Below are 23,147 nucleotides of genomic sequence, written 5' to 3' on the forward strand. Positions count from 1 at the left end.
CGAACGCGGGATGTGAGAGATGGTTTCGTTGGAGGGCGCGGGATGTGAGAGATGGTTTCGTTGGAGGGCGCGGGATGTGAGAGAGCATCGGTTCTGTCAGGATGGAGCCATGGCTTCGAATTATGACGTGGTAATCGTAGGCGGCGGCATTGGTGGCCTGTCCTTGGCGGCGCCGCTCGCGGGCAAGTGCACTGTTGCCCTTGTTGAGGCCGAGCAGTCCCTGGCCTTCCACACGTCGTCGCGTTCCGCCCGGCAACTTATCCCCAGTTACGGTCCGGCAGTGGTGCAGGATCTGACCATTCGAACCCTGAAGATGTTGGCAGCCCGGGATTCCCAGGCGGCCGAACCCATCCTCACGCCACGCGGTTTCATGCTGGTGGGTGACGCAGAAACAGTACACGCCGAGGCCAGCGGCAACATGCACGCCATCACCCACGACGAAGCGATGCGACTTTGCCCTGTGCTCGACCCCGACTCATTCACCGCGGCAGGACTGGATAACGGCTCCTTTGGCTGCAACGCTCCGCTCCTGCTTGAGGAACACCGCCGTACAGCGGAAGCTGCGGGCGTGGACATCATCACCGGAGCCAAGGTCCACTCTGCCCAGCGATTGGGGAGCGGCTGGCAGGTGGGCGCGGGAACGGAAGGGTTCCAGTCCGGCGTCGTGGTTAACGCCGCTGGTGCTTGGGCAGATGAGCTGGCCGTCATCAGCGGGGTGGAGAAGCTGGGACTGCAGCCGTACCGTCGGACCGCTGCGATCGTGAACGTTGAGAACCCTTTGACGCCGGAAACACCCATGGTGTGCGCCGCTGACGACACATTCTATTTCCGCGCCGAGGGCAACCAGGTGCTGATTTCGCCGTCGGAATCCGTGCCGAGCGGAGCCGAGGACGCCAAGCCCTACGCAGGTGATGTGGAGGCCTTGATCAGCAAACTCAACACCGTGACGTCCTTGGGAATCCACTCAGTGGACCGGGCGTGGACCGGCCTACGGACAGAAGCTGCAGACGGGATTCCAGTGGTGGGATTCGACGCTGAAGCACCCGGCTTCTTCTGGCTCGCCGGGCAAGGTGGCTATGGCTTCCAGACATCGTCCGCCATTGCGGAGCTGGCCGCAGCACTGATCCTCGGCGACGTACAGGACGACAGTCCGGAATCCCGGACAGCGGAGCAGCTGGCGGCCGCGCGTTGGTCCATCCGGCGCTGAACAATAGGGTCATGAGCGGAATCAGGAACGGGAACAGCGTCAGCACAGTCATCACCAACATCGGCGAACTGATGACCCAGGACCTGGAGCATCGGGTGCTGAAGGATGCCGCCATCGTGATCGAAGGCGAACGGATTTCATGGATCGGCGCTGCCAAAGATGCTCCTGCTGCTGACCAAATGGTCGACGCCGAAGGCCGTGCCGTCCTGCCGGGCTGGGTGGACTCGCATTCCCATCTTGTTTTCGCCGGGGATCGCACCGCTGAGTTCGAGGCCCGCATGGCCGGTGAAAGCTACAGCGCTGGAGGTATCGCCGTCACCACCAGCGCCACCCGCAGCGTCAGCGACGACCAGCTGACCCACCTGGTCCGTGACCGCGTGGCTGAGGCAGTCTCACAGGGGACCACATACTTGGAGAGCAAGACCGGCTACGGCCTGGACGTGGAGAACGAGGCCCGCAGCGCCCGCATCGCCGCAGCGGAAGTGGACGAGGTCACCTATCTGGGCGCGCACTTGGTCCCCAGCGGCTCAGATCCGGAAGAATACACCGACCTGGTCTGCGGCCCCATGCTCGACGCCGTCCTCCCGTACGTCCGCTGGGCTGATGTCTTCTGCGAGCGGGGCGCGTTCACGGAGGACCAGTCCCGTCGGGTCCTCACCGCAGCGCGCGACGCCGGCCTGGGCCTGAGGGTCCACGGCAACCAGTTGGGCGAGGGCCCAGGTGTTGCCCTGGCCGTAGAGTTCGCCGCAGCGAGCGTCGACCACGTTAACTACTTGTCGGACCCGGACATCCGGGACCTCGCAGGAACCTGGGCCGACTGGGATCCGGCCACCGGAATGGGCACCAGAGGCACGGTGGCCACCTGCCTTCCCGCCTGCGACCTCTCCACCCGTCAACCCTTGGCACCAGGCCGTGAATTGATCGACGCCGGTGTCCAGATCGCCCTGGCCGCCAACTGCAATCCAGGGACCTCGTACACCAGCTCCATGGCCTTCTGCGTCACCACTGCTGTGCTGCAAATGCACTTGAGCGTCCACGAAGCCGTCCGGGCGGCGACGTACGGCGGCGCCTTGGCGCTGGGCCGGGAGTCAGGGAACGACGTCGACGGCGAACGGGCGGTGGGTTCGCTCGCCGTCGGACATCGGGCAGACCTGCACCTGCTCAAGGCACCGTCGGCCACACACCTGGCCTACCGACCGGGGATCCCGCTGACGCACTCGGTGTGGCGGGCCGGGGTCCGGGCTGTCTAACAAAAGCACAAAACAGGGGCGGTGTTCCGGTAGGAACACCGCCCCTGTTTTGTGGGGGATGAAGGACTACGCGCAGCTGAACTTCGCGTCGGCCCAGTCGCCCCAGTCGTCGCCGGCGTCGTCGCCGTTCTTGTCAGCGATCAGCTCGACGTTGCGGACACCGGTGATGTCCACGGTGAGGGGGAGTGCGGCGGAGTCGGCGCTCAGGACGGGGGTCCGCAGTAGTTCGCGCCCATCACCCTTGACGATGAACACCACGGAACCGTGGAGGCCCTTGGTGAGCTTGGCGTCGTCCACTCCCGCCATGGCAGTGAAAGCGTTGCACTTGGCCTCGGTGGCGATGCTGATCTTGGAGTCGGCATGGACGCCGATGCCCTTGGAGTACACGACGCCGTCCAGCCGCAGTGCGGGCCCGTCACCGGCGTTCTGCTCACCGTTGGCCCGGTCCCGTTCTGCAGGTCCCCAACCGTTGGTGCTGCCGATCCAGGGCAGGTCGGAGGCGAACACGGTGCCCGACAGGACGGGTGCCGGCGGCTCCTGCGAGGTGGTGGAACAGGTGAACTTGGCATCGGCCCAGTCCGCGTGGTCGTTGCCGTTGGAATCGCCGGCATCGTTGGCCACCAGTTCCACGTACTGGGCGCCGGTGACGTCCACCGTAAGTGGCAGGGGAGCGCTCGCAGCGCCCAGAACCGGTGTAGTCACCTTGGTGGTGCCGTCAGCCACCACGGAGAACTTCACGCTTCCCCGCGTCGGTTGGGCGTCGTCTATGCCCACGGTCGCGGTGAAGGCGGTGCAGTAGCCGCCCAGGTAGTAGCGGACGGTACCGTTGGCGTGGGCTCCCAAGCCCTTGGCGTAGACAGTTCCGTTCAGTGTGAGCGGAGTGCCGTCACCGGCCCCGGTTCCTCCATTGGACTGGTCCTTTTCCACAGGACCCCAGCCATTGGTGGCGCTGACCCACGGGTGGTCGCTGGCGAACACGGTGGACTGCGGAGGCTTGGGCAGCGTCCGGACGGCCGTGGTGGTGCTGATGGTTCGGCTGCCTGCGGGTGAAGAAGTGGTGCTGTAGGAAGCCGTCGCCGTGATGGGGTAGTCGCCGTCAGCCGAAGCCGGGGCGGTGACCTTCCAGGTGGTGGTCAAGGTGCCGCCGGCTGGCAGCGTCGAGGCCGTTGCGGGCGTGGAAGGTGTAGCCGTCCACCCCTCGGGAAGGTCAAGCGACACGGTCAGGTCATTGATGGCGGCCGGTTCGTCGGAAACAAAAGTGGTGACGAAGTCCTGGGCCTTGCCCTGCTGGACCACGTCGCCCTGGAGCGACGCCGAGAGTTGCGCGCAGGCCGGGACGGATTCGGAAGCGCCGAGATCCTCCACCAGGAAGTTGTCCAGGGTGAAGTCAGAACCATTTGCACTGCCCGTGCGCTGCAGTCCCACAAAGTAGTCTCCGCAGAAGCCGGTATCCAGGGTCTGCTCGAAGCGTGTGGTGGACGTCGCGGCATCGATCGCCTGGCTGCCTGTCACTGAGGGACCGGCCTGCGAGTCGTAGCCGGAAACCCAGGCGTATTGGCCGTCCTTGGAGTTTTGGTAGTCGAAGGAAACCTTGTATTTGTGGCCCGCCTGGAAGTGAACTGTTGCCTCCGTGGTCCGGTACACCATGCCCGGTCCGCCGTCGGGTGCGCGATTTTCATCGTGCGCGATCAGCGACCACGTTCCGTCCAGTACTTCGTCGATCACGTTGGTGTGCCAGCCCTTTTGGGTGAAGGGTTCGTTGCGTTCGGTGATGTGGGTGCGCGGGTCCGTGGAGCCGCCGGCATCACCCTTCACAAAGGGTCCCCAGCCTTGGTCCACGTTTTCGAAGTCCTCGCTGAGCACGCCGGTGGTGGCCACCCTGGCGGTTTTCACCGCCCGGAAGTCATCGAAGCGTACCGTGGCATCGCCGTCGGCCGCTGTGACGGTGACCTTGGCCTTGGTGTTCTTGTGGGGAACGTCCACCAGGACGCGGATGCGCTGGAAGGCTGTCCCGTGTTTCTCGTCCCCGGCTACGAAGTTCTCTGCGTTGGACGAATCAATGGTGACGCTTTCGCTCTTGCCGTTGATGTCCACGGACAGCGTGGTGGGTCGGGTCTTGCCGGGCTGGATTTCCACCCAGGCGCTCACGGACTGGGTTCCGGCGTCCAGCTTTACTTCCTGGCTGATCGACGACGGCGTTGCCCCCATCTCTGCGTAGCGGCGGCCCTTGTCATCGCGGACCTGGGTGACGGTGCCCGTGGGGGTCCACGGGGAGAGATCTGCACTATTGAAGCCGGGATCATTGAAGGCAGTGCCTTCGCCGAAGTCGGCCTTCTTGGGCAGCTCAGATTTGCTGTTCTTCGGAGCCAGGACGTAGGGCTGTTTGGCGTCGGCCGTGACGGTGACCTGTCCGTTGACCACGGGCACATCGGCGACCTTCACGCGTCCGTTGTCCGTCAGTTTGAAGAGTTCAAGCGAGCCGGACGTGGCGAACTCCTTGGTGAGGGTCCAGGTGCTGGCACCACCGGCAGGGTTGTAGTGGTAGAGCTTGTCTGCCGTGCCGTTTTCCTTGGAGGACCACGGGAGCAAGTAGGTTCCACCCTGCAGGACGGAGGCGCCTCCTACGGTGATGTTGCGTTCTGCTGCCGTGTTTCCGGTGACGGCCACGCCATCTGCGAGGTCGATCCGGTCAGCCGTCCACTTGGTGATCTGGTGGTGCTGCAGGAATTTGGCCGGCACGTTGGCCGTCCACACGTTCTCGCTGAACGCATTGAAGTCGTTCTGCCCGGTCCAGCCTTCGAACTCCACAATGTGGCTGACGCCAAGCTTGGGATCGGGGTTCCAGACGTCTGACTGGGTGTTGTTGATGAAGCGCAGGATCTGCGAGTTGATGCCCTTGTTGGTGGAGCCCCCGTACTTTTCATCGTTGGCCCAGTGGGACCAGGTGTTGTTCCGGGAAAGGTGGTCAGCCCATTCAGAGCCCACCCGGAAACCGTTCTTGACCAGTTCCTGCTGCAGGCGCTCGGCGAGCCAGCCGAATTCGTAGTAGACGTCCACGTACACGAAGTCCAGGTTCTTGTCCGTAGCTTCGCGTAGTTCCTTGATGCGCTGGGCGAGTTTGCCGGAATTGATGTCCTCGCGCTGGTTCATGTAGTACGACTGGTCCAGCCAGTTCCACCCCAGGCCCTTGTCCGCGCGCAACAGGTCCTCGCTGAAGGATTTGGCTTCAGGGTAGATTTCCGTGGCGTTGATGTGGACGCCGAAGCTGGCGTTCCAGTCCTTGCCCTCTTTCACCAGCTTGTTGAGGTCTTCCAGTCCGCCTGCGCGGGCGTTGAAGTTGTTGCCGTAGTCCGTGTTGGCGGAGTCGTGCCCCTCGCTGGTGTAGCCCTTGAGCATGGCCACCTGCCCCAGTCCGTCGGTGGCCAGCGCGATGCGCTTGACGTCATCCAGAGTCCTCAGGAACGGGTGGGTTGCCTGCGAAGCAAAGTTGAACGGGATGTGCGTGATCACGTTGTCCGGGGTTTGTTCAGCCTTGTTGGCGCTGACCTGGATGGACCTCATGGCGATCGCCGCGTCCTGCCAGTCCACACCGCCGTCGGCATTGGCGTCAGCGGTGATGGCCACGCGAGTCCACGGAAGTTCCTCGGTGGTTGCGGAGCCTTCTGCGCGGTACAGCCATTGGCCACTGGCGACACCCATGGAGACGCCGCCGGCTCCGTCGCTGACGGCTTGCCGCCAGAAGCGCCCGCGGTCCTTCGCGCCCGGTCCAGACGACGTGTCGTACAAGGCGTTGGATTCCACAGCGGCGCCCAAAGCGGCGGTATTTGCCAGGGCGTAGGCGGAGCTCTTGGCGGTGGCGTCCAGGGGAGTGGAAGCGGTGATGTGCGTGAACTCGTCACCGGTGACGCTCCGGTCCACGGACAGGTTCGCAGTGGAAACCTGGGCCCCGGGCTGGGTGGATCCGACCGTCACCAGGTTCAGGCGGGGGAGTTGAAGGGTTTTGACCTGATGATCAGCGGAGTCCTTGATCTCCGTGACATTGAAGGAGACCACGTTCTTCTTGACCGAGAGCCGGGCCTTAATGGTGGTGTTGCCGAATTCCGGAACGGTCAGCACATACTCCCGTGCGTCGTTTCCGGATCTTGTGGAGGAACCGGTCACCGTGTATTCCACGCCATTGAGGGTGATGGTGCTGAGCCGGGTGACGGTGCCGTCCAAGCGCGCCTTCGTGGCGGCGTCGGTGTAGCCGAGAACCTGCGGGAAGGTGGTGGAGACATCAACTGCGAGCTGGCCGGAGGTGATGGTGGCAGCCTCGGCAGCACTGACAATGTCTGCTTGCGGAGCGAAAGGTGAGGATGGGGCTGCGGTGGCAGGTTGTACTGCCAGCAGTCCGAGTGAGGATGAGGCGACGACGCAGGCCAAACTCAGCGATGCGAGGCGTCTGGGGGATGACAAGCCGGGCATTATGCTCCTTCTTGATTTTTCCGAGCGAGTAACGATCATGTTCTTGCGGACGGTCTAAGACTGCTGCAAAGGACAGAAGTTGACAAGAGTTAACAGGCAGTTAACTTAAATGCACATCTGGGCACACGCTTTCCGCGGTCCGCCGCCTATTCCGGCCATGCGCACTTAATGATCGGACTTCCCCTGCGGATGATCCTTGTGAGATCGAAAATGATCGTTTAGTGTTTCTATAGATCAGAAAACGTCATTAAGCTGAGCGGGAGCGGAACACACGATGAGCGAGAACACACTGGGCGCCTTCATGGAGGAAGAGCTGGTTTCCCAGCCCGACGTATGGCAGCGGGCTGTAGAGCAAGCTCGTGCCGAGGACTTGCTTCCGGCTGACGGAAAGCGCATCGCCGTGATCGGTTGCGGGACGTCCTGGTTCATGGCCCAGAGCTACGCTGCCGCCCGCGAATCCGCAGGGAAGGGCGTCACCGATGCCTTCGCCGCTTCCGAGGCTTTCCTCAACAGCAACAGCGCCGATCGCCAGTACGATGCCGTTGTGGCCATTACGCGGTCAGGCACCACCACTGAGGTACTTGAGATCCTGGCTGAGCTTCAGGGGATCGTCCCCACCGTGGCGATCATCGGCGACACCACATCCCCGATCATCGAACTGGCAGATGCCGTGATCGGACTGCAGTACGCCGATGAGCGTTCGGTGGTGCAGACCCGGTTTGCCACCACAGCGCTGGTTTACCTGCTGTCCAGCCTTGGCATTGACGTGCAGCAGGCTATCGATGATGCCCGCGACGCCGTGGGCGCGCCGGTCCCGCAGGAACTCCTGGACGCCGAGCAGTTCACCTTCCTCGGCACTGGATGGACGGTTGGGCTGGCCCACGAGGCAGGCCTGAAAATGCGCGAGGCTGTACAGGGCTGGACCGAGTCCTATCCCGCCATGGAATACCGGCACGGGCCCATCTCCATCGCGGCACCGGGCCGGGTCACCTGGTTGTTCGGTGCGCAGCCTGAAGGGCTGGACGCCGACATGGCCGTGACCGGCGCCCTCTACATCCACACCGACAAGCACCCGTTGGCTGAGTTGGCCAGGGTTCACAAGGTCACCCTGGAGCGTGCGCGCGTCCGTGGCCTGAATCCCGATCTGCCCCGCAACCTGACGCGCTCCGTCATTCTCGACGCCTCCGCCTAGGCACCCGTCATGGTTCTTGGAGCCGCAGAATCACCGGTCCTCTCCTTCGACGTTGGCGGGACTGACATCAAGGCCGGCTTGGTGGATGCCCGGGGGAATGTCCTGGGCATGCGCCGCGTCCCTACGCCCTTGGATCCTGCACGTCCCGGGGAAGCGATCCTGGACAGGCTGGCCGAGCTTAAAATCGAACTGTCGACCGAATTTCCGGAGGCCACCGCCAAAGCGGCCGGCATCATCGTCCCGGGCATCGTGGACTCCGTGGCCGGCATCGGTGTCTACTCGGCCAATCTCGGCTGGCGCAATTTCCCGTTCACGGCAGAAGCCGAAAAGCGGCTGGGAATCCCGGTGGCGTTTGATCACGATGTCCGGTCTGCTGCGGCCGTAGAACACACCTTTGGTGGATCCAAAGAGTTCAAGGACGTTGTAGTGATGGTGGTGGGGACCGGCATCGCCGCAGCCGTTTTCTCCGGTGGCAAGGCGGTCACAGCAGGCGGCTTCGCCGGTGAGCTTGGCCATGCCCAGGTCCCGGACCCCGACGCCGGGCCTGGCTCCACGGGCTCCATCATCCTCGAATCAGTCGGTTCGGCCGGTGCCATCGCCAAGCGCTACTACAGGGCGTCCGGAAACAGGGTGAACGGTGCCCGCGGTGTCCTGCTCAGGGCCGGAGACGGCGACGAACTGGCCGCCCGCATCTGGGCCGATGCCGTGGATGCCCTCGCCTTCACCATCTGCCAGTGCGTCAACATCATGGGAACCGAAGCGGTGGTGATCGGCGGCGGCCTGGCTGAAGCCGGTGACGAACTGTTGGAGCCCCTCCGGGCCAAGGTGGACGGGATCCTCGACTTCCAGCGACGCCCACAACTGATTCGGGCCGAACTCGGGCAAGACGCCGGCCTGCTGGGTGCGGCCTTGAACGCACGGGCACTCCTGGGAGCAGCACAATGAAGCGAGCCAACGTGAACCGCATCATCACCGTCACCGCCAATCCGGCCATCGACATGACCTATACCGTGCAAGGAATCACCGAGGGCGCCAGCCACCGTGTGCCCACGCCTTTAAGCCGGGCCGGCGGCAAGGGCATCAACGTTGCCCGTGTGACGCACCAGGTGGGCTACCCTGTCCTGGCCATCGCACCCACCGGCGGCGCTGCGGGGCAGACCCTTGCAGCTGAGCTCTGGACCAGCGGCGTTCCCCACGCCCTGGTGGGAGTCGCCGCCGAGACCCGCCGCAGCATCGCCTTGGTGGACACGGTCGCCGGCGAAACGTCCATCTTCAACGAGGAAGGCCAGGCACTCCTGCCGGACGACTGGCGCTCACTCCGGATTGCCGTGGTCGAGGCCGTCAGCGGAAACCGAAACTTGCCGGCCTCCGTCCTGGTCGGGTCGGGAAGCCTGCCACCGGGTGCTCCAGCAGATTTCTATCCGGAACTGGTGCGCCTGGCCCACGACGCCGGTATCCCGGCCATCATCGATACCTCCGGTCCCGGAATCATCGCCGCAGCCAAAGCGGGTGCCGACATCCTCAAACCGAATCATCACGAGTTGGCCGAAGCGACCGGGGAATCCAGCCTGGAAGCAGCCGCGCTTGCCCTGATCGACATGGGCGCCCGAACTGTACTGGTCAGTGCCGGTGCGGACGGCATGCTCGCCTTCGATCACGCCGCTCCCGGCGGCTACTGGAGCGCACGCCTGCCTGAGGCGCTGAGCGGAAACCCCACAGGGGCGGGCGACGCTGGTGTGGCGGCTGCCGCCGTCGCACTCGCCGAAGGCATCACGGAACCGCGCGAAATACTCCGCCGGGCCACCGCGTGGTCCGCCGCTGCCGTCCTCATGCCGGCCGCCGGCGAAATTTCGCCGCGGTACCAGGAACTTCAAGACCAACTGATCGTGACATGGAAGGAGACCCGGTGACCCTGGTCAACACGCGGGAACTCATGGACAAGGCCGCGGCCTCCGGCACAGGCCAAGGTGCGTTCAACATCATCCACATCGAAACAGCCGAGGGCCTGGTGGCCGGCGCCGAAGCAGCCGGTGTTCCGTTGATCCTGCAGATCTCCGAGAACTGCGCCAAGTACCACGGCGGGCTCGAACCGATAGCGTCAGCAGCCTTGGCGATCGCCCGCTCTGCCGCCGTCCCGGTCGCCCTCCACCTGGACCACGCGGAGTCCGAGGACCTCGCTCTGGCTGCCGTGGACCTTGGCTTCGGCTCGGTCATGTACGACGGTGCACATCTGCCGTACGAGTGGAACGTCGAAGTCACCCAACGCGTCGCCGCCTATGCCCACCATCGCGGTGTTTACGTGGAGGCCGAGCTCGGCAAAGTAGGAGGCAAGGACGGCGCCCATGCCCCGGGCGTCCGGACCGACCCTGCCGAGGCCCGGGAGTTTGTTGAAGCCACTGGCGTGGATGCGCTCGCCGTGGCCGTTGGTTCCTCCCACGCCATGACGGAACGAAGCGCTGCGTTGGACCTGCACCTGATCACCCGGCTGAAGACCGCTGTGGCAAAACCGCTGGTCCTGCACGGCTCCTCAGGCGTCACAGACGAGATGCTCGTAGCCGCTATCGGCGCGGGTATGACTAAAATCAACGTATCCACACATTTGAACGGGTTCTTTACCCGCGCCGTCCGTGAGTACCTCGATGCCAACCCTGCAGTGGTGGATTCCCGGAAGTACATCAAGGCCGGCCGGGATGCCCTTGTGCTGGAGTCCGCACGTATGCTGACGCTGTTCGCCAAAGCGAAATAGCTCCGAACCCGCGAAAGGCTCGTCATGACCCGCACCGATCGGCTGACCGCCATCCTCGATCTCCTGGCCGAGTCCGGCCATGTGGAAGTCGAGGACATCGTGACGCGTCTGGGTGTGTCACCAGCCACGGCCCGACGGGACCTGGACAGCCTCGCCAAGCAGAGATTGCTCAGCCGGACCCGGGGTGGCGCCACCACAGGATCGGTGGCCTACGACCTCCCGGGACGCTACAACCGCGACGACCACGCCCAGGCCAAGCAGGACATTGCCCAGGCTGCGTCCGCACTGATCCGACCCGGTGCTGTGATCGGCCTCAGCGGTGGCACCACCAACACCGCTCTGGCCCAGTTGCTCTCCACCCGCGAAGACCTCAACGCCCCGTCCAACAGGCCCACGCTGACGGTGGTGACCAACGCCATCAACATCGCCTCGCAACTGGCAGTACGGCCCAACATCAAGATCATGGTCACCGGTGGCATCCTGAATCCGCGCTCCTACGAGCTCGTAGGCCCTTACACGGACGTCATCATGCAGAAAGTAGCTTTGGACATTGCGTTCATCGGCGTCAATGGCGTGGACCCGGACCTCGGTCCCACCATCACCGACGAAGGCGAAGCCATGGTCAACACAGTGATGGCACGCCGCGCCACGGAGTCCTACGTGGTGGCTGACTCCTCCAAAGTGGGCCGCCGCTCCTTCGCTGCCATGGCCGGTTACGACTTCAGGCACCTGATCACCGATGCCGGGATCAGCGCCGAGGACAAGGCCGCCTTCGAAGCCAAGGGCACCGAAGTCATCGTCGCATCAGCCGGCTAGCAACCGGCAAGCTGGGAGCGCCGGCTAGAACCGCATTCTGGGTGCGTGCAGCACCGAATCGTCAACATCCCTGGGCACCCACTGGCTGAACGGTGAATCGAGGCTGTACTGGCCGTCGCCGTTCCTGATCAGTGTGCGCAACTCAGCGTTGTCCGGGTTGTTGAGGGATTCGAAGTACTCAACCGTCCAATGGAACCAGCGCATGCAGAACAGGCGCATGGTCAGTCCGTGCGTCACCAGGAGAGCGTTCGGCGCATACGTGGGCTTTTGCCAGTGGCGGTACAGCGTCTCCATGAAAGACGACACGCGGTCGTACACATCGGAACCGGATTCACCCTCGCGGAACCGGTAAAAGAAGTGGCCATAGAGGTTGCGGAGCTCCTTTTGATCCTCGATTTCCCCGGCAATCTGGAAGTTGGCCCAGTCCTGCTCACGAAGCCGGGGTTCCTCAATGACCCGTTCTATCAGCGAGCCCAGATTCAACGCCTCCAAGGTCTGGTACGCCCGCAAATACGGTGAAACGTAGACGCAGACTTGTTGCCCGTCGAGCTTGCGGCGAAGGTCTTCACCGGCAACGCGGGCTTGCTCCACACCGAGGTCCGTCAATGGGATCCGGTAGTCCGGGACACGGTTGTAGATGGACGTGTCGGCGTTCGCGGCGGACTGGCCGTGCCGGATCATGAAAATTCTCGCTGGGGCACCCATCCCACCAAGCATAGGTGCGCGGTTCCCGGCAAAGTGGCAGGAACTGCGGGCAAGATAGGTACATGTTCCTTGCTTCCCGCCGACGGCTGCGCGCCGAAGTACTTATTGTGCTGGGCCTGTCCTTGGGCCAGTCGGCCGTTTATTCCGTGGTGCAACTCCTGGACAAGATGACGCGGGCTCCCTTGGCCGACGCCACCTCCACCTTGAACCGGTCCCAAAGCACCCGCGAGTACTTTGACCTCACCTACCAACTGCTGGACATCATCTTCGCCCTGGTGCCTGTGGCTCTGGTGTTCTACTTCCTGTCCTCGCATCTCCAGGCAAACCGCGAAGGCGACAACGGCTCGGCGTTCGCCCGGCTCGGCTTCAACTTTGCCCGGCCGGGCAAGGACCTGCTCCACGGTGTGGGACTTGCCGCCCTGATCGGAATTCCCTCACTTGGACTCTATGCAGCCGGTCGGGCCCTCGGCATCACCACGGCGATTGTCCCCAGCGGCCTGGACGCCTACTGGTGGACCGTGCCGGTGCTCATCCTCTCGGCCATGCGGCACGCGATCGTGGAAGAAGTGATCGTGGTGGGGTACCTCATGGACCGTTTCGGCAAGTTCGGTTGGAGCATGCCTGTGGCCATTCTGGTCAGCGCCGTCCTGCGGGGGAGTTACCACCTGTACCAGGGCTTTGGGCCGTTCATCGGCAACGTGGTCATGGGTTTGGTGTTCGCCTGGATCTATACCAAGACCAAGCGGGTCATGCCCTTGGTGATTGCCCACGCGTTGCTGGACATCGTGGCGTTCGTCGGCTTCAGCCTGTTCGGCAAGGCGATGGGACTGGGGTAGCCGGCCGTCAACGGCAACGGGCGCTTAAAAATATCCGGCCGCCATCGGTGGGTGACGTCATTGGCACCCGCTGATGGCGGCCGAAGTTTTACCGGACAGTGGTGACCGGTGCCGGGACTTGCCCGGATGGACGGGATGGTCAGATGGTGACGGCTCCTGAGGCGGTTTCGAAAGTTACTGACATGATTCCCGGAGTGCCGTGCGGTGCCATCCACTGGACAGCGACGTCCTCAAGCGGCTTTTCCACCGGCTCTCCGAGCCATTCGGTGACACGTTCCGCCGAGCCCGCAATGGTGAGGCTGGACATCTTGACGTCGCTTTCATAGATCCTGGACGGGTGGAGTGAAGGGTCGCCCTCCCACTTGAGCAGGTACGGGACCTGCGGATCTGCGATCAAGCCCAGGATACCGATCTGCTGCCACACCAGTTCGCGGCCGTCAGGGAACTTGCGGTTGCCCGGAACAGCTGAGCGGCCAAGGCGGTCCTCGAACGGTGCCAGGTCGTCAACAGCGACGCACCAGCCCATCCAGCCACCACCGGCGGCAGAGCGGGCACGAACTGCTTGGCCAAAGGGTGCTTTGTCGGAAGCGGGGTGGTCCAGGACCTCCACCACTTCCAGGTACTTGTTATCCGCAAGGGGAATGATCATGTTCCGGGTGCCGAAGCGCGGGTGCACTCCGCCCCGGACAGCGTCCACTCCCAGTGCCGCGGAAATTCGTTCGGTAGTGGCCAAAAGGCCATCTCGTTCACAGGCGTAAGAGACGTGATCCATGCGCATGGCTTCATCTTGGCACTTTGTGATCGGGGTCTCAGCTAAGTCAAGCCTAACTAAGGTGGGATGTGTATAACCGGTGCCGTGTGGCGTCATGCAGGGACGCTGAAAGTCCGAAAGATTCCACCGGCGTCACAAAGCTGTCTAAGCCTCCGGACACTTCCTAGACTGGCCCCAGCTCACATGCAGCACGTTTCCACAGAATCCATGCGCCACGAACAGGAGAACTCCATGTCCCAAGGATGGTCTTTCGAAACCCGCCAGATCCACGCAGGTCAGGAGCCTGACTCTGCCACCGGAGCCCGGGCACTGCCGATCTACCAGACCACGTCCTTCGTGTTCCCCAGTGCCGAGAGCGCAGCCAACCGGTTCGCCCTGGCCGAGCTCGCGCCCATCTACACCCGGATCGGCAACCCGACGCAGGATGCCGTGGAGCAGCGGGTCGCGAGCCTGGAAGGCGGCTTGGGTGCCCTCCTGCTGAGCTCTGGCCAGGCCGCGGAGACCTTCGCGATCCTCAACATCGCGGAGGCCGGCGACCACATCGTGGCGAGCCCCAGCCTGTACGGCGGTACCTACAACCTGCTGGCGCACACCCTGAAGAAGTTCGGCATCTCGGTGACATTCGTGGAAGACCCGGACAATCTGGACCAGTGGCGGGACGCCGTCCAGCCGAACACCAAGCTGTTTTTCGGCGAGGTAGTTTCCAACCCGCGCCAGGACGTACTGGACATCGAGGGCGTCGCCCGCACTGCCCACGAGGCCGGTGTGCCACTTATCGTGGACAACACACTGTCCACTCCCTACCTCATCCGTCCCATCGAGTGGGGCGCCGACATCGTGGTCCACTCTGCCACCAAGTACCTTGGCGGGCATGGGTCTGCCATTGCCGGCGTGATTGTGGACTCCGGCAACTTCGACTTCGGCCAGGACCCGGAACGCTTCCCGGGTTTCAATACCCCTGACCCGAGCTACAACGGCCTGGTGTACGCCCGCGATCTTGGCAAGGACGGTGCGCTCGGCGCCAATCTTTCCTACGTCCTGAAGGCGCGGGTCCAGCTTCTTCGCGACCTCGGCTCCGCTGTGTCCCCGTTCAATGCTTTCCTGATCGCCCAGGGGCTGGAGACGTTGAGCTTGCGCGTCGAACGTCACGTAGCCAACGCCACCAAGGTGGCCGAGTGGCTGGAAGCCCACGACGACGTCGAATCGGTCGCCTATGCCGGCCTGCCGTCCAGCCCGTGGTACGACCGTGGCCGGAAGTACGGTCCACAGGGCACCGGCGCCATTGTTGCCTTCAACATCAAGGGCGGCGTTGAAGCGGGCAAGCGCTTCGTGGACGGACTGGAACTGCACTCGCATGTTGCCAACATCGGCGATGTCCGCTCGCTGGTCATCCACCCGGCGTCCACTACGCACAGCCAGCTGACGGTTGAACAGCAGTTGGTGGCCGGCGTGAACCCCGGCCTGGTGCGTTTGTCCGTGGGGATTGAGCACGTGGATGACATCATCGCCGACCTCGAAGCCGGGTTCCGGGCCGCCAAGGGAGCCTGAACCCAGCCCCGAAAGCAGCGGCCCGACCGCACCTGGCACTGTTCCTGGATGCCACCCGGACCGACGATTATTCGCCGGGTGGCATTCCGGAGTGCTGCTTCCTGAACGAAAACGCCCTAAACCGTCACACTGATGTCACATTCTTCGCCATAACCGCCCTGTATTTCCTAGACTCTTCGTATTAGGTCATGAGTGCCAGCACATAGCCCCGGCTTGCTGGCCGGCAACCCTCCTCCGCGGTGGGGTGCCCCGGGTGAAGACCTGGCCTGTTCGCACGCAAGGCGACGGGCAAGCGCGAGGTTAAGGTGTCAAAGGAATGACCATTACTGCTACAGCCCTTCCAAAATCCGGAGAAGAAGACGGCACCGTCAAGTACGCCGCCATTGGGTCGCTGGACCTTGAAGCCGGCGGATTCCTTCCCGACGTCGTCCTCGCTTATGAGACCTGGGGGCAGCTGAACGCCGATGCCTCCAATGCCGTGCTCATCCAGCATGCCCTCACAGGGAGCACGCACGTTGCCCGGGGAGCCACGGACGAAGAGGGATGGTGGGAGCAGCTGGTAGGCCCCGGTGCCACCATCGACACCAACAGGTTCTTTGTCATCTCCATCAACATCGTGGGCGGCTGCTACGGCAGCACCGGACCGTCCTCGGAGGCGCCGGATGGCCGTCCTTGGGGCTCGCGGTTCCCCTTGGTCACCCTGCGCGACAGCACCGAGGCTGAGGCGCGCCTGGCCGAAGCCCTGGGAATCGAGGCCTGGCACGCAGTGTTGGGCGGGTCGATGGGCGGCGCCCGCGCCTTGGAATGGGCAGCGACTTTCCCGGAGCGGGTGAAACGCTGCGCCGTGATATCCGTGGGTGCCTACAGCACGGCCGAGCAGATCGCCTTTGCACAGGCCCAAACCCTGGCCATTCGTCAGGACCCGAACTTCAACAACGGCGATTACTACGGTGGCACGGCCCCCGAACACGGACTCGCCCTGGCCCGGCGCATCGCCCACATCACCTACCGCTCGGCGCTGGAATTGGATTTCCGCTTTGGCCGGGAAGCCCAGCACCAGGAGACACCACTGGCCGCTGCGGTCCTGGGGGAGCGTGGCCGCTATCAGGTGGAGAGCTACCTGGACCACCAGGGAACAAAGCTCGTCCGACGATTTGATGCCAACAGCTATATCGCCATCACCGAAGCCCTGATGTCCCACGACGTCGCACGCGGCCGTGGATCGCTGGAGGCAGCATTGTCACGCGCCACTGCGGAGTTCTTCGTGGCAGCGGTGGACAGCGACCGCTTGTATTTCCCGGCCCAATCCCGGGAATTGGCGGCAGCCCTGCCAGGTGATGTCCCGGTCCACGTCATTGAGGCGCCGATCGGCCACGACGGGTTCCTGACGGAAATCGGCCAGCTCTCAGCCCAGCTCCAGGACGCGTTTTTCGCCTAAGCGCCACGTTCGTTCAACGGCGTCAGCCGTTCATGATGTCGCCGCGCTGCTTCATGTAATCCTCCATGGCGATCTCCCCGTTGCTGAACTTTGCGTCCAGTTCTGCCAGCTTGCGGGCGCGGTAGCCTTGCGGCTCAGATCCGTTGTTGGCCGGGAAAGGCGTGGGGGATGAAGAGTTCGACGGCGGCCCGGACTGCGGTTCGTCATCCACAGGGCGGATGACGGTGGGCCCGGATGGGTAGCCCGGGTAGCCCTGCGAGGGGTAGTTCTGCCCGGGGTAACCCTGACTCGGGTAACCCTGTCCAGGCTGGTCCTGTCCCCGGTAATCCTGCGCAGGGTAGTTCTGCGGCGGGTAATTCTGCGCCGGATAGCCAGGGCCGGGCAGGTTCTGCTGCGGGGGATAGCCGGGGCCGCGGAAGGTTCCGTTCTGGATCCGGCGCGCGCGGGATCGGTTGTACATGCGGATCCCGAGCGGAATCAGCCACGAGCAGACGATGATCCAGAAGATCAGATTGTTCACAGTGCAGGCCTCCTAGGTCTTATCCCAGCTTAGCCCGGTCGTGCGGCGTGAACTCCGGCGCCTGCAGTGAGCGCTTCAGAGGAGCTTGGCCTCCATGCCCAGGAACTGCCCATAGCGTTCCACTTCGACGTCCAGGGCCATCTGTTCGGGAGGGCTTGTTGGCCGGTTCGTGCGGACATCCAGTTGGCAGGCTCCACCGGAGAATCCATGGCGCCACCATCCGGCCAACCTGCCATCCAGCAGGACCACGTGCATGGGCCCGTTGTCCTCGGGGAAGTAGGGTGCAGTCCCGCCCAAGTAGTGCCGGGACTGCGAATAGCCCATAACGTATTCGTCATAGCACTGGATGAGGTCGACGCGGGGGAGCCCTGCGTCATGAAGACGCGGAGGGCCACCGGCTTTGGTGAGCTCGCCGACGTCTTCCGAAGCCAGATAAAACTCCAAGCCGTCCATGATGACCGAAGCCACAGCGCCCGGCGACAGTTCCTCAGCCACCTGGAGCCCCAGCTTTACGTCCTTCATGGTCAGTCCTGACCACACGGCGCAGTCTTTGATGGTGGCGGGTCCGCGGCTGCAGAAGTACCGGAGCGCCAACGTGCCCAGGGCCTCTTCACGGTCCGCCCCGGTCAACGGCGTACGAACGAAACCTGGCACCCGCTCCTCGAAAAGGGCGTATGTCTGCTTCAGGGCGCCACCGGCAGAGCGGATGGGGGAGCCGCTCACCAGGACGCGACTGACCTCGGCGTGCATGAGGTGGTAGATAAATCCCAGGCCTTTGCTGGGTAAGCCGGCCTGTCCCAGGACCTCAGCCAGTTCTTCGCGCGTCTTGTGGGCGCCGTCGGCTACGGCTGAAGCCAGGATCCGGCCACTGAGTGCCGATGTTTCTTCGTCCACCCCTGTTTGGCGGTACATGCCTTTGTTTCCCTGGTGCAGCCGGTCCGCGGAGAGCCCCATCAGCCAGCCGAGGTCGTCCCGGTGCACAAAATGCCACGTGGGCCGCAGGATGTGCGTCCGCAGTATGGTTCCATCGGCAACGGCCTGTTCCACCTCGGAGGAAGTGGAGGCGGATGTCCTTTGTGCAAGGGTCCATCGCGCATAGGGAAATTCCTGGGACTGGACTGCCAGCAGGTTGCGGACCACGTCTCCGGCGGTCCCGGAGGAAGGGGCCCGCAGTTGCTGCCTTCGCAGGCGCAGGCGCCGGACATTCTCCGCGAAGGGGGACGCGTTATCCGTCACGGCTGCCCCCAAGGAACCCTGCTGGCACCATCACCTGAACATCGCCCTAGCGCCGCGGAAGCAAGGTGCCGCTCGGGCCGAAGACTGGGCCCGGCGTCGGACGCTTGGGGGTGATGCCGTCACCGGATGACTGGTGCCGGAGCCGTCGGATGACCCACGGGACAAAGTATTCGCGTGCCCAGACAAGGTCCGAGGAGCGGGCCTCGCGCCACGTCCGCGGCGGCAGCGGCTTGGGCATCAAGGGTTCAAGGGTGTGCTGGATGTTCAGGGAGTCCAGGACCATCATGGCGATGGTGTGGTGTCCCAAGGGTGAGAAGTGCAGGCGGTCAACATCCCACATTTGGTGATCTGCCAGCTGCCGCAATGACCACATGTCCGCTATCACGGCGTCATGGCGGGCAGCCACAGTCCTGAGGTTCTCGTTGTAGATGGCCACTTTCCCACGGATGCGTCCCAGCACCGACGTGGCGGTGTCCGGGCCGTTGAACAGCACCACTGTGGCTCCACCCGAGCTCAGCTCTCCCACTGCGGTATCGAGTTTCTCGGCCAGCAGATCGGGGTCGCCGCCGGGCCGGATGAGGTCGTTGCCGCCGGCCGAGATGGACACGAGGTCAGGCTGCAGTTCCAAGCACTGGCCTACTTGTTCATCGATGATCTGCTGCAACAACCTGCCACGGATGGCAAGGTTGGCATAGGCAAAGTCAGACTGGCCGCGGCCCAACTCCTCGGCCACCCGATCTGCCCAACCACGGTGACCGCCGGGGTTCTGGGGCTCGGGGTCGCCGATGCCCTCAGTGAAGGAATCACCCAGTGCCACATAACGGGTCCACGGGTGTCTTTGCACAGGATCGCCGGGTTTCAACAACTGATTGTTCTCACTCACGCTCATATCCTGCCCCCTCGCGGCGAACCTACGCCACCGTAGGTTGTTACTTGTGGGTAACTGCAACAATGGAACCATGACTGAAGCCCCCGTATTCCCCGCGCCCGTTGTCCTGTGGTCCCATGACGAAGCCGAGCGTGCCGGCAAGCCGCTCCTGGTCCTGCTGCATGGGTATGGGTCCAATGAGGACGACCTCTTCAGCCTGGCCGGGTTGTTGCCTGACGGATTTGTGGTGGCGGCCCTTCGCGCGCCGATGCCCATGGGGCCCGGCTTCACATGGTTCCCGCTCACGGCATCGATCGACTACTCCTTGGACGCCGTGAAACTCGCGGCCGAGTACGCCCTTGAGTGGCTGGATACGGTCAAGGCCAACCACTCCTCGGTCACCTTGCTTGGCTTCTCCATGGGCATGGCCATGGCGACCACCATGCTCCGCTACCGTCCCGCAGACTTTGCTGCCGTCGTCGGGCTTTCAGGCTTTGTGATCGACGCCGGTGCTGACGCCGCCTTCCGGGACCACGAACTGGACGGGTCCGTGCCCCTGTTCTGGGGCCGGGACCAGCAGGATCCCGTGATCACCCAGGACAAGATCGACTACACCATGGGGTGGGTGCGCAAGCACGTTGACCTGACCAAGGTGCTTTACACAGGAATGTGGCATGGCATCAACCAGCAGGAGATCGGCCACGTGGGCGAGTTCCTGACCCACAAAGTCCTGACTGACTGACTGACTGAAAAACCCGGGGCGTCAGGCGGCGGCGATCCGGACCGTCCGGCCGTTGACCGTCACGGTGTCGCCTACATGGAGCTGGCGGCCGCGGCGGTCGTCGATCTCACCGTTGACCTTGACCAAGCCGCTTTTGATGAGCTCCGTAGCCTCCACACCGTCCTCCACGAGGTTGGCAAGCTTCAGCAGTTGGCCAAGGCGGATCATGTCGTCGCGGATGGGGATTTCTTCAATTTCCGGAGTGCTCATACAGCAATGATGCCTGAAGTAGTGTGGTGACAGTGCCGCAGCCTTCTCCCCGTCCCACCCTTCCGCTCGCCATTGGCCTCCCTATTGCCGTAGCAACAGGCTTGGTCATCCCGCTTCAAGCGAGGATCAACGGGGCCCTTGGCGCGAAATTGGACGACGGCATCGCCGCATCAGTGGTGAGCTTCACCACAGGGCTCCTGCTCATCAGTGCGATCTCCCTTGCCACGCCACGGGGAAGGGCGGGCCTGCAGCGCATCATCCCCGCTGTCCGGAACCGCAGCTTCCCCCGCTTTTACGTCATGGCCGGTGCCATCGGCGCGTTGTTCGTCTTTGCCCAGTCGTTCACGGTCGCCCTGCTGGGTGTTGCGTTGTTCACAGTCGCGGCTGTCACCGGTCAAACGCTGAGTGGGTTGCTCGTGGACCGAATGGGCATCGGCCCCGGAGGCAAGCGCGCCATCACGGGAGTGCGCGTGATCGGCAGTGTCCTGACAGTGGCTGCGGTGGCCTGGGCCGTTTCGCCGCGGTTCGGCGGGGACGCGGACATAGCCTCGCTGGTCCTTCCGGTCCTCCTGCCACTCGCGGCCGGGTTCTTCATGAGCTTCCAGCAGGCCATGAACGGAACCGCCACAGTTCATTACGGAACGCCCATTGCCGCCACCCTGGTCAATTTCATCGCCGGTTCAGCCATTCTGTGGATCGCGTGGCTCATCAAGCTTGCCGTCGCCGGACCCGGTAATCCGCTGCCTGCCGAGTGGTGGTACTACCTTGGCGGTCCCATGGGCTGCCTCTTCATCGGCCTGGCGGCCCTCCTGGTCAGGAGCCTCGGCGTGCTGATCACCGGTTTGGGCATGATCGCCGGGCAACTGGTGGGCTCGTTGGTGCTCGACGTCGTGATCCCCAGTCCCGGTGCGGTGGTCGCCTTGCCCACGGTGCTGGGTACGGTCCTGACGCTGGCCGCGATCATTGTGGCAACGCTGCCGTGGCCCAAAGGCGCCTTTGCACGGAGAGGCCCGGCCAAAGGCCGGTAGGGTAGGAGTCGCAGGACTTTCAGGTATCTTCGGGTACTTGCAGCAAACTTTCCCCCAACACCCCGCCGGACAACCTCGTCCGGAATCCGGGGCAGACCACCGCGGACCGCACCCAGCGGCCCTGTAGAACAAATGGAGTTACCCATGGCAGCAAAATCCGTCCTTGACCAGGTCATTTCCCTCTCCAAGCGGAGGGGCTTTGTCTTCCAGGCCGGTGAAATCTATGGTGGCTCCCGATCTGCGTGGGACTACGGCCCCCTTGGTGCTGAACTGAAGGAAAACATCAAGCGCCAGTGGTGGCAGAGCATGGTCCGTGGCCGTGAGGACGTTGTAGGCCTGGACTCCTCCGTGATCCTTCCCCGGCAGGTATGGGAAGCATCCGGCCACGTGGACGTTTTCTCCGACCCCCTGGTTGAGTGCCTCTCCTGCCACAAGCGCTACCGCGCCGACCACCTCGAAGAAGAGTATGAGGAAAAGAAGGGCCGCCCGGCAGAAAACGGCCTGAAGGACATCGCGTGCGCCAACTGTGGCACCCGTGGCGAGTGGACCGAGCCGCAGGAATTCTCCGGCCTCTTGAAGACCTTCCTCGGCCCGGTGGCCAGCGACGAAGGCATGCACTACCTGCGTCCGGAGACCGCCCAGGGCATCTTCGTGAACTTCAACAACGTGCTCACCACGTCCCGCAAGAAGCCGCCGTTCGGCATTGGCCAGATCGGCAAGTCCTTCCGTAACGAAATCACGCCGGGCAACTTCATTTTCCGTACCCGCGAATTCGAGCAGATGGAGATGGAATTCTTCGTCGAGCCCGGTACGGACGAAGAGTGGCACCAGTACTGGATGAAGGAACGCATGTCCTGGTACACGGACCTTGGCATCCGCGAGGACAACCTCCGCTTCTTCGAACACCCGTTGGAGAAGCTCAGCCACTACTCCAAGGGCACCACGGACATCGAGTACCGCTTCGGTTTCCAGGGCTCCGAGTGGGGCGAGCTCGAAGGCGTCGCCAACCGCACCGACTTTGACCTCTCAACGCACGCCAAGGCATCCGGCACGGACCTGAGCTACTTCAATCAAGCCACCAACGAGCGCTACACCCCGTACGTGATCGAGCCTGCCGCAGGCCTGACCCGCTCCTTCATGGCCTTCCTGATCGACGCCTACACCGAAGATGAGGCACCCAACGCCAAGGGCGGCGTCGACGTCCGTACCGTCCTGAAGTTGGATCCGCGCCTGGCCCCGGTCAAGGCTGCCGTGCTGCCGCTGAGCCGCAACGAGGACCTGTCCCCGAAGGCCAAGGCGCTGGGCGCCCAGCTGCGCAAGAACTGGAACATCGACTTCGACGACGCCGGTGCGATCGGCCGCCGCTACCGTCGCCAGGATGAAATCGGTACCCCGTTCTGCATCACCGTGGACTTCGACACCCTGGAAGACCAGGCTGTCACCATCCGTGAACGCGACACCATGAGCCAGGAACGCGTGTCCCTGGACAAGGTTGAGGGCTACCTTGCAGCACGCCTGATCGGCGCCTAG

General features: G+C 63.5%; 20 protein-coding genes and 1 riboswitch. Of the genes, 13 read left to right on the top strand and 7 right to left on the bottom strand.

The window, feature by feature from the left end; genetic code table 11:
• Positions 1-109 precede the first annotated feature (109 nt).
• Complete coding sequence (locus RQH14_RS17100) at positions 110-1,207, top strand: FAD-dependent oxidoreductase (protein WP_311214348.1); 1,098 nt, start codon at positions 110-112, stop codon at positions 1,205-1,207.
• 11 nt (positions 1,208-1,218) lie between these two features.
• Positions 1,219-2,457, top strand: coding sequence for an imidazolonepropionase (hutI, locus tag RQH14_RS17105; RefSeq protein ID WP_396136279.1), 1,239 nt, complete (start codon positions 1,219-1,221; stop codon positions 2,455-2,457).
• A gap of 66 nt (positions 2,458-2,523) precedes the next feature.
• Here the strand turns inward: hutI and RQH14_RS17110 are convergent, their stop codons facing one another.
• Complete coding sequence (locus tag RQH14_RS17110) at positions 2,524-6,921, bottom strand: endo-alpha-N-acetylgalactosaminidase family protein (RefSeq protein ID WP_311214349.1); 4,398 nt, start codon at positions 6,919-6,921, stop codon at positions 2,524-2,526.
• Positions 6,922-7,195: 274 nt separating this feature from the next.
• On the opposite strand from RQH14_RS17110, the gene RQH14_RS17115 reads away from it, so the two are divergent.
• From RQH14_RS17115 to RQH14_RS17135, 5 genes are read left to right on the top strand one after another with little or no spacing between them, the layout of a single operon-like run.
• Positions 7,196-8,113, top strand: coding sequence for an SIS domain-containing protein (locus RQH14_RS17115; protein WP_311214350.1), 918 nt, complete (start codon positions 7,196-7,198; stop codon positions 8,111-8,113).
• A 9-nt stretch (positions 8,114-8,122) separates the two neighbouring features.
• On the top strand, positions 8,123-9,058 hold the full coding sequence (locus tag RQH14_RS17120; RefSeq protein ID WP_311214351.1) for an ROK family protein: 936 nt from the start codon (positions 8,123-8,125) through the stop codon (positions 9,056-9,058).
• A complete protein-coding gene (locus RQH14_RS17125; protein WP_311214352.1) occupies positions 9,055-10,023 on the top strand; it encodes a hexose kinase in 969 nt (322 codons plus the stop codon). Before RQH14_RS17120 ends, RQH14_RS17125 begins: the two co-directional genes overlap by 4 nt.
• Positions 10,005-10,859: a class II fructose-bisphosphate aldolase gene (locus tag RQH14_RS17130; protein WP_311214353.1), complete on the top strand. Its 855-nt coding sequence runs from the start codon at positions 10,005-10,007 to the stop codon at positions 10,857-10,859. Before RQH14_RS17125 ends, RQH14_RS17130 begins: the two co-directional genes overlap by 19 nt.
• A gap of 24 nt (positions 10,860-10,883) precedes the next feature.
• Positions 10,884-11,675 carry a DeoR/GlpR family DNA-binding transcription regulator gene (locus RQH14_RS17135; RefSeq protein ID WP_089594303.1) on the top strand — a complete coding sequence of 264 codons (792 nt, stop codon included), beginning with the start codon at positions 10,884-10,886 and terminating at the stop codon, positions 11,673-11,675.
• A 24-nt stretch (positions 11,676-11,699) separates the two neighbouring features.
• Here the strand turns inward: RQH14_RS17135 and RQH14_RS17140 are convergent, their stop codons facing one another.
• Entirely contained in the window at positions 11,700-12,380 is a 681-nt protein-coding gene (locus RQH14_RS17140; protein ID WP_311214354.1) for a histidine phosphatase family protein, read from the bottom strand.
• A 62-nt stretch (positions 12,381-12,442) separates the two neighbouring features.
• Here RQH14_RS17140 and RQH14_RS17145 point away from each other — a divergent pair, with 62 nt between their 5' ends.
• On the top strand, positions 12,443-13,216 hold the full coding sequence (locus tag RQH14_RS17145; RefSeq protein WP_311214355.1) for a type II CAAX endopeptidase family protein: 774 nt from the start codon (positions 12,443-12,445) through the stop codon (positions 13,214-13,216).
• 139 nt (positions 13,217-13,355) lie between these two features.
• On the opposite strand, the gene RQH14_RS17150 is transcribed toward RQH14_RS17145, so the two are convergent.
• Complete coding sequence (locus RQH14_RS17150) at positions 13,356-13,994, bottom strand: VOC family protein (protein ID WP_089594306.1); 639 nt, start codon at positions 13,992-13,994, stop codon at positions 13,356-13,358.
• 201 nt (positions 13,995-14,195) lie between these two features.
• Between RQH14_RS17150 and RQH14_RS17155 the strand changes: the two genes are divergently transcribed.
• Together RQH14_RS17155 and RQH14_RS17160 are read left to right on the top strand one after the other, a co-directional pair.
• A complete protein-coding gene (locus tag RQH14_RS17155; RefSeq protein WP_311214371.1) occupies positions 14,196-15,536 on the top strand; it encodes a bifunctional o-acetylhomoserine/o-acetylserine sulfhydrylase in 1,341 nt (446 codons plus the stop codon).
• Between the two features lie 184 nt (positions 15,537-15,720).
• Positions 15,721-15,837: riboswitch (SAM riboswitch) on the top strand.
• Between the two features lie 15 nt (positions 15,838-15,852).
• On the top strand, positions 15,853-16,974 hold the full coding sequence (locus tag RQH14_RS17160; RefSeq protein ID WP_311214356.1) for a homoserine O-acetyltransferase: 1,122 nt from the start codon (positions 15,853-15,855) through the stop codon (positions 16,972-16,974).
• A gap of 22 nt (positions 16,975-16,996) precedes the next feature.
• Here RQH14_RS17160 and RQH14_RS17165 read toward each other — a convergent pair whose 3' ends face one another.
• The 3 genes from RQH14_RS17165 to RQH14_RS17175 form a co-directional block, all read right to left on the bottom strand.
• A complete protein-coding gene (locus RQH14_RS17165; protein WP_311214357.1) occupies positions 16,997-17,494 on the bottom strand; it encodes a hypothetical protein in 498 nt (165 codons plus the stop codon).
• Positions 17,495-17,569: 75 nt separating this feature from the next.
• Positions 17,570-18,730, bottom strand: a complete 1,161-nt coding sequence (locus tag RQH14_RS17170; RefSeq protein ID WP_311214358.1) for a winged helix DNA-binding domain-containing protein — start codon at positions 18,728-18,730, stop codon at positions 17,570-17,572.
• 46 nt (positions 18,731-18,776) lie between these two features.
• Positions 18,777-19,619, bottom strand: a complete 843-nt coding sequence (locus RQH14_RS17175) for an SGNH/GDSL hydrolase family protein (protein WP_311214359.1) — start codon at positions 19,617-19,619, stop codon at positions 18,777-18,779.
• 70 nt (positions 19,620-19,689) lie between these two features.
• On the opposite strand from RQH14_RS17175, the gene RQH14_RS17180 reads away from it, so the two are divergent.
• The gene (locus RQH14_RS17180) at positions 19,690-20,340 is read left to right on the top strand and encodes a phospholipase (protein WP_311214360.1); all 651 of its coding nucleotides are present in this window, start codon (positions 19,690-19,692) and stop codon (positions 20,338-20,340) included.
• A 21-nt stretch (positions 20,341-20,361) separates the two neighbouring features.
• Here RQH14_RS17180 and RQH14_RS17185 read toward each other — a convergent pair whose 3' ends face one another.
• Complete coding sequence (locus RQH14_RS17185) at positions 20,362-20,589, bottom strand: RNA-binding S4 domain-containing protein (protein WP_311214361.1); 228 nt, start codon at positions 20,587-20,589, stop codon at positions 20,362-20,364.
• Between the two features lie 23 nt (positions 20,590-20,612).
• Here RQH14_RS17185 and RQH14_RS17190 point away from each other — a divergent pair, with 23 nt between their 5' ends.
• Positions 20,613-21,617 (top strand): DMT family transporter, encoded by a 1,005-nt coding sequence (locus tag RQH14_RS17190; RefSeq protein WP_311214362.1) that lies wholly within the window; start codon positions 20,613-20,615, stop codon positions 21,615-21,617.
• A 144-nt stretch (positions 21,618-21,761) separates the two neighbouring features.
• Positions 21,762-23,147, top strand: coding sequence for a glycine--tRNA ligase (locus RQH14_RS17195; RefSeq protein WP_311214363.1), 1,386 nt, complete (start codon positions 21,762-21,764; stop codon positions 23,145-23,147).

The sequence above is a fragment of the Arthrobacter sp. WCS2018Hpa-7 genome, from assembly GCF_031843805.1.
Classification (GTDB): Bacteria; Actinomycetota; Actinomycetes; order Actinomycetales; family Micrococcaceae; genus Arthrobacter.

Excerpts from the sequence above, each read along its gene's own strand:
- RQH14_RS17100 (WP_311214348.1), top strand. The coding sequence starts at position 110 with ATGGCTTCGAATTATGACGTGGTAATCGTAGGCGGCGGCATTGGTGGC.
- hutI (WP_396136279.1), top strand. The coding sequence starts at position 1,219 with ATGAGCGGAATCAGGAACGGGAACAGCGTCAGCACAGTCATCACCAAC.
- RQH14_RS17110 (WP_311214349.1), bottom strand. The coding sequence starts at position 6,921 with ATGCCCGGCTTGTCATCCCCCAGACGCCTCGCATCGCTGAGTTTGGCC.
- RQH14_RS17115 (WP_311214350.1), top strand. The coding sequence starts at position 7,196 with ATGAGCGAGAACACACTGGGCGCCTTCATGGAGGAAGAGCTGGTTTCC.
- RQH14_RS17120 (WP_311214351.1), top strand. The coding sequence starts at position 8,123 with ATGGTTCTTGGAGCCGCAGAATCACCGGTCCTCTCCTTCGACGTTGGC.
- RQH14_RS17125 (WP_311214352.1), top strand. The coding sequence starts at position 9,055 with ATGAAGCGAGCCAACGTGAACCGCATCATCACCGTCACCGCCAATCCG.
- RQH14_RS17130 (WP_311214353.1), top strand. The coding sequence starts at position 10,005 with ATGGAAGGAGACCCGGTGACCCTGGTCAACACGCGGGAACTCATGGAC.
- RQH14_RS17135 (WP_089594303.1), top strand. The coding sequence starts at position 10,884 with ATGACCCGCACCGATCGGCTGACCGCCATCCTCGATCTCCTGGCCGAG.
- RQH14_RS17140 (WP_311214354.1), bottom strand. The coding sequence starts at position 12,380 with ATGGGTGCCCCAGCGAGAATTTTCATGATCCGGCACGGCCAGTCCGCC.
- RQH14_RS17145 (WP_311214355.1), top strand. The coding sequence starts at position 12,443 with ATGTTCCTTGCTTCCCGCCGACGGCTGCGCGCCGAAGTACTTATTGTG.
- RQH14_RS17150 (WP_089594306.1), bottom strand. The coding sequence starts at position 13,994 with ATGCGCATGGATCACGTCTCTTACGCCTGTGAACGAGATGGCCTTTTG.
- RQH14_RS17155 (WP_311214371.1), top strand. The coding sequence starts at position 14,196 with ATGCGCCACGAACAGGAGAACTCCATGTCCCAAGGATGGTCTTTCGAA.
- RQH14_RS17160 (WP_311214356.1), top strand. The coding sequence starts at position 15,853 with ATGACCATTACTGCTACAGCCCTTCCAAAATCCGGAGAAGAAGACGGC.
- RQH14_RS17175 (WP_311214359.1), bottom strand. The coding sequence starts at position 19,619 with ATGAGCGTGAGTGAGAACAATCAGTTGTTGAAACCCGGCGATCCTGTG.
- RQH14_RS17180 (WP_311214360.1), top strand. The coding sequence starts at position 19,690 with ATGACTGAAGCCCCCGTATTCCCCGCGCCCGTTGTCCTGTGGTCCCAT.
- RQH14_RS17185 (WP_311214361.1), bottom strand. The coding sequence starts at position 20,589 with ATGAGCACTCCGGAAATTGAAGAAATCCCCATCCGCGACGACATGATC.
- RQH14_RS17195 (WP_311214363.1), top strand. The coding sequence starts at position 21,762 with ATGGCAGCAAAATCCGTCCTTGACCAGGTCATTTCCCTCTCCAAGCGG.